Origin of the sequence: Flavobacterium sp., assembly GCF_044368625.1 — a bacterium.
Classification (GTDB): domain Bacteria; phylum Bacteroidota; class Bacteroidia; order Flavobacteriales; family Flavobacteriaceae; genus Flavobacterium.
Genome location: NZ_JBIPPD010000327.1, coordinates 1 through 2,526, shown reverse-complemented (window position 1 = coordinate 2,526; position 2,526 = coordinate 1). Strand labels below are relative to the sequence as shown.

Genomic DNA, 2,526 nt, shown 5'->3' with positions numbered 1-2,526 from the left:
CTTTAAAATGCGCAATACAATTGGCTTCACTACTAAATTCGACTCCAAAACTAAAAATATTCATACCCAATAATTTATCTATCAAACAAATATACAAAAATATGAGCAATTACGGATATACATTTAATTTTTAATTAATTTTACAAAGGACTAAAATTTTCAGGTAACACGCTACCGGTAGGTTTAGTTCAACAGCGGTTTTACAAGATTTGGGCTTTAGGCTCAATTGAAAGTTGGTCTTGTACTTGTTGTGGCTCGGTCTTAAAACAAAAAATTGGGAAGGCTTTCCCCAAACCTTGCAAAGCCACAAAACGTTAGCAGTAATACTAAAAAAACGTTAATTAGATAAAAAATCAATTCTTATTCATATATTTGCATAATAATTACAAATTTTAAAATAAGATGAAAATTCAAGAATTTAGTTTTGGCAACTTTAAATCATTTAAAGAAATCCAAACTTTAAATTTAGCCGCTGCAAAAATCAAATCAAATAATAAAGATATTGATGTCAATAATGTTATTGATGAAAATTCTAATCTTTTTTTAAAAACTAAAGCTATTTATGGTGCTAATGCAAGTGGCAAAAGCAATATTATTAAAGCGTTGGTTACATTCATTAGAATCATTAAAACTTCAATTAAAGATGAAGATATTTTGTATTTAGTGGATTCTTTCAGATTATCAACAGAAACAGAAAACAAACCAAGTTTTTTTCAACTAATTTTTTGGCATAATAATGTCAAATATAGATATGGATTTGAAGTGGATGATGAAAAAGTCTATGCAGAATGGCTGTACTCAACTCCAAAAAAGAGAGAAATTCCCTTATTCATCCGAGAAGGAAAAAATATCATCGAACTAGATAAAACAAATTATAATGAAGGATATAAATTAGTCAGCTTATTTGAAGAAGAAACAGAGGAAAATGAAATTTTTAGAAATAATTCATTATTTCTATCAACACTTGCGACTTTTGGCTTTGGCAAATTATCAAAAGACTTAATCAATGCTATCAGTTCAACAATGGTCATCAGCGGATTAGGACATCAAGGAATGTATAAGTTTGCTGGAGATGCGATTACAAATAGTGAAAAGAAAAAGTATATCGTCAATTTTTTAAAATATGGTGATGTAGGTATTGAAGACATCGATGCTATGGATGTTCCTGAAATTGATTCTAAAGAGAATGATGATGAAACAAAAAAAGAATCAACAAAAGAGAAAAAGAAAAAATTATTAATCTCATTTAGAAAAAAATATGATGAAAATCTAAAAGCAGTCGAAAATGAATCATTTCCATTTATTGCTAATGAATCAGAAGGAACTCAAAAACTATTTGAATTAAGTCCTTTTATCTATGAAGCATTACAGAATAATAGACCAATTATAATTGACGAATTTGACGCAAGATTTCATCCATTATTAACAAAAAAAATTGTTGAATTATTTAATTCTACTTCCAACATTGGATCACAATTAATTTTCACTACACACGATACAAACTTATTATCTTCTAACATATTAAGAAGAGATCAAATTGAATTTGTTGAAAAAGACCAATTTGGCGCTAGTCATTTGTATTCTCTTGTTGAGTTTAAAGGAATTAGAAATAATGCTTCCTTTGAAAAAGATTACATTCAAGGTAAATATGGAGCAATTCCTTTTTTAGGAGATTTTGATAAATTAATAAATTCCGATTCAAATGCCTAAAAAAACAAAAGCAATAAAAGTTTCAGACATTAAGTCTCAAAAACCTTGGCTAAAAAAAGCCAAGGTTTCAGTATATGAAATAGAAACTAGAGAAGTTAAAAAGACAATTCTAATCATCTGTGAAGGTCAAACTGAAAAATTATATTTTGAATCATTTCCAGTTTTAACACTTACTGTTGAAGCAATTGATTTAAAAGGAGAAAGTAAATTAAAATTGATAGAATCGACCATAGAAATTGTTAAAAATAGTTCGATAACATATGAGGAAGTTTGGTGTGTATTCGATATGGATTTTAAAAGAGGTGAAGAAGAGTTTGCTGATTTTGATAATGCTATTAGCAAGGGGGAAAAATGTGGTTATAAAATTGCCTATTCAAATGACGCATTTGAATTGTGGTTTTATCTTCATTATCAATATAATGACAATAAAAATCATCGAACATTTTATTATTCATTCTTAAGTAAAGAATGGAATATTAATTATGAAAAAGATGGGAAAAAATATAATTTTTGCAAATCGGTTTACGAAAAACTAAACAATGATGAAAAGGCATCTCAAGATAAAGCTATAGAAAGAGCTGAAACAATTTATCAAGCACAAAAAGATAAAAAATATCACGAGCAAAACCCAGTTACTCTAGTTAGTGAATTGGTTAAGTTTTTAAATCAAAATAAAAGAAAATAAAACCTACTGCTAACAGCTAGGGGTTCCTATGTAAAGCAATTAAAGTTATTAACAACTTTTTATATGGCCGATTTGTAGGTGATTTTCGAGTATAAAGTGCCGGTCCAACGGCTTGTTGGAAAAGTTGGGAA

The 2,526-nt window shown here is 28.1% G+C and carries 2 protein-coding genes; both read left to right on the top strand.

Features of this window, described 5'->3' with window-relative positions; translation table 11 throughout:
- Positions 1 to 402: 402 nt before the first annotated feature.
- Positions 403 to 1,710, top strand: a complete 1,308-nt coding sequence (locus ACIQ2X_RS15690; RefSeq protein WP_396179912.1) for an ATP/GTP-binding protein — start codon at positions 403 to 405, stop codon at positions 1,708 to 1,710.
- Positions 1,703 to 2,395 carry an RloB family protein gene (locus tag ACIQ2X_RS15685; protein ID WP_396179911.1) on the top strand — a complete coding sequence of 231 codons (693 nt, stop codon included), beginning with the start codon at positions 1,703 to 1,705 and terminating at the stop codon, positions 2,393 to 2,395. Before ACIQ2X_RS15690 ends, ACIQ2X_RS15685 begins: the two co-directional genes overlap by 8 nt.
- The last annotated feature ends 131 nt before the right edge of the window (positions 2,396 to 2,526 follow it).